Genomic DNA, 5,640 nt, shown 5'->3' on the forward strand with positions numbered 1-5,640 from the left:
AGCTGGTTCGCAAGGCGCTCGCGGGCGAAGCGACCATTTTTACCGATCCTTTGGCCTCGCCGACCGGGTTCCCCTTCAAGGTGGCCGCCTTGGCGGGTACGCTTTCCGATCCGGACGTTTACGCCCAGCGCAAACGGGTTTGCGACTTGGGGTCGCTACGGCAGCCCTATCGACGTGCCGATGGCAAAATCGGCTATCGCTGTCCGGCCGAACCGATCGCCGCCTACGTGGCGAAGGGCGGTCGCGAGGAGGACGCCGTCGGCCGCAAGTGCCTTTGCAATGCGCTGATTGCCAACGCCGGCATGCCCCAGCGGCTTCCCGATGGCGGCGAAGAGAAGTGTCTCGTGACCATGGGGGACGACCTCGTTGCCGTTGAGCGTTTTTGTTCCGACGGCAATATCGACTTTACGGCCGCCGATGTTGTGCGGGTGCTGTTGGGTGCTTGATCCGGCAGGAGGCCTGCGCCAGCGATAGGGCTTTCGAGCCCGATAGTTCCGGTGGTTTGTTTCGCGTCGCGGCGGTGTCTGATCCGTTGCCGTTCCTGCGGGCAGAGTTTTCTCTTTTAGGGGAGGGGGCGTTTCGTTCGGCTGAAGAGCGACGTCCCGGCTGCTGCTAAAATTACCCGTGATTTTTTTGCGCGTGTGGCGCGGGCGAAAAGGGTACCAAAAAGGTGCGATTAAGGGTGGCCAACTGAATTTTCCGGAGTATGTTTCCCGCAAGTCAAGGAGGTCGGGCATGAAGAAGCGCATAATTTCGTTTTTGATGATGGGACTTGCCGGTGTGGTGTTTTCCGGCGAAGCGGTTCGGTATCAGGTGGACGGAGCCGCCTTTGAGGGCTTTGTCGAGAAGGGGAAAGCCGGCGCGCCGATGGTTTTGCTCGTGCACGACTGGGACGGCCTGACCGATTACGAAGTCCGGCGCGCCGCCATGCTGGCCGATCTGGGTTATTCCGTTTTCTGCGCCGATCTCTTCGGAGCAGGGGTTCGGCCGACCGCGGTGGCGGATAGGCGCAAGTGCACGACCATGCTTTCGGAGGATCGTCCGAAAATGCGGCGGTTGATGCAGGGCGCGCTCGATGCCGCGAAGGCGCAGGGGCTGGATACGGATAACGCCGTGGCCATGGGCTACTGTTTCGGCGGGACGGCTGTGCTGGAGTTGGCCCGGTCGGGCTCCAATCTCAAAGGCTTCGCCACGTTCCACGGCGGTCTGGGCCTGCCCGATGGGCAGGATTATCAAAAAACCAAGGGCGAATTGCTGATTATGCACGGTACGGCGGATTCGCACATCGGCATGGATCAGTTTGCGGCCCTGGCCGACGATCTGGAAAAAGCCGGTGTCGGGCATGTGATGATCAGCTACGGGGGCGCGCCGCACGGTTGGACGGTTTTCGGTGGCGGGGCCTACCGCGAAAAACAGGATCGGCAATCCTGGAGGGATTTTACGGAGTTTCTTCGTGACGTTTTAGGCGAATAGGCCCGCAGCGTCGAAGTTGGCGATCAAAGTTAAACAGAGACTGAAAGGAGTGGTATCCCGATGAGCATGCTGTTGATTTTTCTTAAAGCCGTAACGAGTCTGGCCTTTGTTTCTGCCGGTATTGCAAAGCAGGCCCGGGCCAAGCCGTTGGTTGAGCAGTTCCATGATTTCCGCTTGCCTTTGGAGATTATGCTTTTTATCGGAATCCTGGAAATCTTGGGGGCCATCGCGCTCTGGTTCGAGAGCCTTACGGTCTGGGTGCTGTCGGCGCTGGCTTTCCTGATGCTGGGGGCCCTGAAAAATCATATTGAAGCGCGGCACCCGTTTACCCGGATGCTCCCGGCGCTGGCGTTGTTTTGCCTCTGCGTTTGGGGGGCACTGCTGGCGAATTGGCTGAACTAAAGGGCATCGCCAGAGCGAACCGGTCGATGGCTGTTGACGATGGACCGCCCGGCGCGGGTGATTTGTTTTAAATAAACACGGAAGGAGATTCATGAAGGCACACACGGCGAGTTTGATTAATTCTGTGGTTCTGATCGGGTTTGGGGTGTGGGCCTATTTCGGGTCGGAAACCCCCTCTAAAACGGCGCTCATTCCGGTCGGTTTCGGGGTGGTTCTTCTCTCTCTATATAAGGGCGTCAAAAAAGAGGACAAAATCATCGCCCATATTGCGGTGCTTTTGACCCTCCTGATTCTGGGTGGATTGGTGAAGCCATTGACGGCGGCCATCGGTCGGCAAGACGGTTTGGCAATTGCCCGGGTTTCGGTGATGATTGTATCGACCATCGTTGCGCTCTTCTTCTTTATCAAGAGCTTCGTCGATGTCCGCCGCGCCCGGAAGGCAGCGATCGAGGCTTGATGCCCGGCGTTTGGCTCCACGCGTCCGTATCCCGTGTTAGTTGATGAGTTCCTGCGGGTCGGTCCATTCCGGGAGGCCTTCTTTGGGCACTACGATTTCGCCGTGCGCCTGTTTTTCGATCTGCTGGTAGGCCCCGTAAAAGTTGCTGTTGCAGTCGAGCCAGAGGGTGATGCGGCGGAGGTCTTCGGCGGGCAGGACGTCGCGTGCGCCTGCGGCTTCGAGTTTTTTTCCATAGCTTGGAGACGCGCGCGCCTTCCTGCATGGGGAGGGAGTAGGAACGTTTGTTCTTTTTCGAGAGCGCGCCGTTGCCCCCGTGTTTGCCCCAGGCGTCTTTCGAAAGCGTGTGCATGGCTTTCGACCAGCCCCATTTTCCGAATTCGCTGCCGCTTAGGCTTTGGTTGGGGTAGATCTCGGCGAAGAATTCCGGGTGCTTGTCGAGTATGGGCTGGACGAGCCGCGGGAAGGAGAGGGGATAAGTGCCGGGCGCCTCGGGCTTGATTCTCGAGGGCGGGCGTTTGAGGGCCAGCGGAACGCGCCGGATGGCCGGAGCGTTGCGCTTGTCTTCGTGGCAGCCGATGCAGTTGAGGTTTTCCCCGGGGTGCAGGTAGGTGTCGCTTCGCATGCCTTGCACCATCATTCCGTTTTCATCGAGCAGTTGGAAATAGAGGCCCGCCCCGGTGGGGCATTCGAAGTAGACGCTGCCGTCCTCCTCCACCGGGACGGTCCCGAGCACGCCGCGCGCGATCGACTGGTCGGCGTGGCCGATGCGGGGATTGTCGATTTCGTGGGTCTACTTGGGGAAAACGTTGACGATGCGCAGTTCCTTGATCTTGACGCCTTCGGGGATCGGGAACTCGCCTTCGTAGACGTTCATTACCGAGATGGTTCCCGTGGAGGGATCGAGGCCGGGGTCGCGGTCGGCCTTCATCTGCTGGGTCTGGATGGGGATACTCGGCGGGCGCTTGCGCGGGCGCAACGGGATGGGGTCGAGGCAGGCGATTTCCGGGTCGCGGTAGATGAGTTCGCGGTTGCCGAAGCTGTCGACCAGATAGATCCCATAGTTGCCGAGCTTTTCGTTGGAGTAGACGCAGAGGTGGAAATCTTCGCTGAGCGGCCACGGGGTGCCATAGTGCCAGTCGCGTTGCTTGTTGCCTTTGCCGTCGCGGAAGGAGAGGCCCGGGGAAACCTCGGATTCCGGGAAGGCCGAGAGCGGGGTGATGCGTTTGACCTGCGACATGGCCCGGTCGTCGGGCAGCGATTGGTCGATGAGCACGAGCGAGCCGTAGGCCTCGCCGTGGTGGGGGGCGGCGACGGCGATGTATTTATGCGAGCCCGGGACGGCGCGGATGCTCATTTCCATCCATGGGCGGGAGGAGCGTTTTTCGGGGTAGTTCCCGTGCATCGAGCGCGGATCGCGTCCGTCGGGGTAGCAAAACCAGAGGTGGTGGGCGATGTCCGAGTCGCGGTCGACATAGTCCCAGCGGGTGTAGACGAGCATGCCGTCGTGATTGACGCTCGGTTGCCATTCGTTGGTGTCGTGCCAGCTGAATTGCTGGATGTCGGAGCCGTCGGGCATCATGCCGAAGAGGGTGTAGGTGGGGATGAAACGGTAACCGCAGCGCTGGGTTCCCCCGGCGCGCGCGGAAATGAAGGCCATGCGTCCATTCGGCAGGAAGACCGGGTCGAAGTCATCCCATTGCCCGGTCGTCAATTGCTTCAGGTGGGAGCCGTCGGCCTTGGCCTTGAAGATGTGGAACGCGGATTCTTCCCGGAAGCAATAGTGCTGGTTGAGGCTGTTGCGCGAAGCTTCCTCTGCGTTCCAAGGTTGCCCGGTCCAGTTTTTCGGATTCTTGTATCCCTCCCAATCCAACGCGGTGTAGGCAAAAAGGATCTCGCCGGCGTCGTAGTCGAGATCGAGCGAGATGAACGATCCGTTGTGGTCCAGCTGGTCGCCGTTCAGCACGCTGGCCGCTTGCGGATTGGTGAAGGGGTGGTCGAGACGGAAAACGCCGCCGCTGGTCGATTGGTTCATCCCCAGGTATTGATCGACCATGTGGTTGTCGCCCCTTGCCTTGGGGTTGTGCTTGAGGAAAAGCAGCGAATTGAAGTCCATCAGGGGGTTGGAAAACGCGATCGTGCGGCGAAGGGCGGCCGTTTCGAAAAACAATTCGCGTTGCTCCTCGTTCGTCAGTCCCGGTTTGTTCTTCTGTTTCAATTGATCGAGTGCCGGTTGGTGCCGTTTTGCGCCGAGGTGGTCGAGCAGCGCCTGCGTACGGCGCTGGACAACGTCGACCGGGGTGCGGTCCGCTTCGAGGATCATCGCGTCGCGGCGAAGCGCTTGGTTGGCGACCCGGTCGTATTCCGCCCAATGCGACGGGTGATATCGCTCAATATTGCGGTTAATCGTTTCGAAATCGGTTACGAGGGTCGCATTAAAAAGGTTTCCGTATGCCGTGCATGCGAATGCGGCCACTAGCACTGCTGCGAAATTGTTTGGTATGCTCATGAATACGCCCGCCTTTTCGATGCCTGATTTATGGATAAGACGTCGCCCATGGTCATTATTTGCGAGGCGATTGCGCGCGTGATCTGGCTTTATGTCGCTTGAAAGGGAGATTCTCCGGAGCCATGTGGCCTGGAAGTGGCCGGTAAATGTGCCTGGAAAAAGACCGTTTCGGGGGGCAAAAGGACGGCCATCCGGAGTCTTTTGGGGGCGATCGGCGTGTTTTGAGAATGCGCGGAGGGGGCTCTTGGCCGTTTTGAGCCAAGAATCGACTGTTGCAAGACGCGCTTTATTAGCGAGTTGTGATAGGGGGTGAAAATATGTCGAAAAAACGGTTGCGGGAAACACGATTCTGACTACTATCCGTCCCCCTGTTCACGACACGTCAGCCGCTTATGAGGCCACACGGTGAACAGAAACTTGTTCTTTTTCGATAGCTGAATGATACGGGATGTTCCGGGGTGATAAACCGGTTCCCCACTAAGCAAAACGAGCTGCTAGCCGTTCATGCAAGGTGGCGGGACTCCTCCAAAAGAGGCACAGCGATTATCCTTTTTCAGCGGGTTGAAAATAAATTGATTTTCGGGTTGATCGAAACGATTCGATCGCTACTATAGCCCGCCTTGTTCAAAACAACCGGTCGTTGAAACACACGATGCAGGCCGAGCAGGGATCCGCAAATGTGCGGTGATTAATGTTCTTTGAAATCAGAATAACTCATAAGAAATATATGACAGAATGAAGCATCGCTTCGAATCAGAAGTGGTGCGGTTTGTTATAGCCAATGCTTTGAAACTTATGTCGA

At 58.2% G+C, this 5,640-nt stretch carries 5 protein-coding genes and 1 pseudogene; 4 read left to right on the forward strand and 2 right to left on the reverse strand.

Features of this window, described 5'->3' with window-relative positions:
* The 4 genes and pseudogenes from ABYO54_RS13205 to ABYO54_RS13220 form a co-directional block, all read left to right on the forward strand.
* Window positions 1-446 (forward strand): annotated as a pseudogene (locus tag ABYO54_RS13205) (nitronate monooxygenase); the annotation flags it as partial.
* Window positions 447-735: 289 nt separating this feature from the next.
* Window positions 736-1,473: a dienelactone hydrolase family protein gene (locus tag ABYO54_RS13210; protein ID WP_372808717.1), complete on the forward strand. Its 738-nt coding sequence runs from the start codon at window positions 736-738 to the stop codon at window positions 1,471-1,473.
* 60 nt (window positions 1,474-1,533) lie between these two features.
* Window positions 1,534-1,875: a DoxX family protein gene (locus tag ABYO54_RS13215; RefSeq protein ID WP_372808718.1), complete on the forward strand. Its 342-nt coding sequence runs from the start codon at window positions 1,534-1,536 to the stop codon at window positions 1,873-1,875.
* A 91-nt stretch (window positions 1,876-1,966) separates the two neighbouring features.
* Window positions 1,967-2,332, forward strand: coding sequence for a hypothetical protein (locus ABYO54_RS13220; protein WP_372808719.1), 366 nt, complete (start codon window positions 1,967-1,969; stop codon window positions 2,330-2,332).
* Here the strand turns inward: ABYO54_RS13220 and ABYO54_RS13225 are convergent.
* Both ABYO54_RS13225 and ABYO54_RS13230 read right to left on the reverse strand, forming a co-directional pair.
* Window positions 2,280-3,065 (reverse strand): hypothetical protein, encoded by a 786-nt coding sequence (locus ABYO54_RS13225; protein WP_372808720.1) that lies wholly within the window; start codon window positions 3,063-3,065, stop codon window positions 2,280-2,282. The genes ABYO54_RS13220 and ABYO54_RS13225 overlap by 53 nt on opposite strands.
* A 57-nt stretch (window positions 3,066-3,122) precedes the next feature.
* Entirely contained in the window at window positions 3,123-4,805 is a 1,683-nt protein-coding gene (locus ABYO54_RS13230; RefSeq protein WP_372808721.1) for a TolB family protein, read from the reverse strand.
* Window positions 4,806-5,640: the final 835 nt, after the last annotated feature.

The sequence above is a fragment of the Pontiella sp. genome, assembly GCF_041622395.1.
Classification (GTDB): domain Bacteria; phylum Verrucomicrobiota; class Kiritimatiellia; order Kiritimatiellales; family Pontiellaceae; genus Pontiella.